The following is a 244-nucleotide window of genomic DNA, read 5'->3' on the forward strand; positions in this document are numbered from 1 at the left end:
TGAATGACATGCCGGTGCCGATTTCTGACGAACCTGTGGAAGAATTTGTGGCGCAGGTGTTTAGCCGCATTGATGCGATGGAGGCGCAATCCGCCGCCCCGGTGGTGGAAGCGGTGCCCCATGAAGCGGAACGGTTTGAATGGCTCAGTGCCTATATCGATGGCGAATTGGGTGCTGGGGAAGTGGAGCAAGTGGAACGGTGGCTGGAAACCGAGCCACAGATGCAGCAGTTTTATCAGCAACT

General features: G+C 56.1%; 1 protein-coding gene. It reads left to right on the forward strand.

The genetic code is table 11. The annotated features are described in order from the left end of the window. Positions 1-244: anti-sigma factor family protein (locus tag AC0QH1_RS27125; protein ID WP_442957369.1), on the forward strand; the 244-nt coding region annotated here is incomplete at both ends.

The organism is Phormidium sp. CCY1219 (assembly GCF_055795085.1).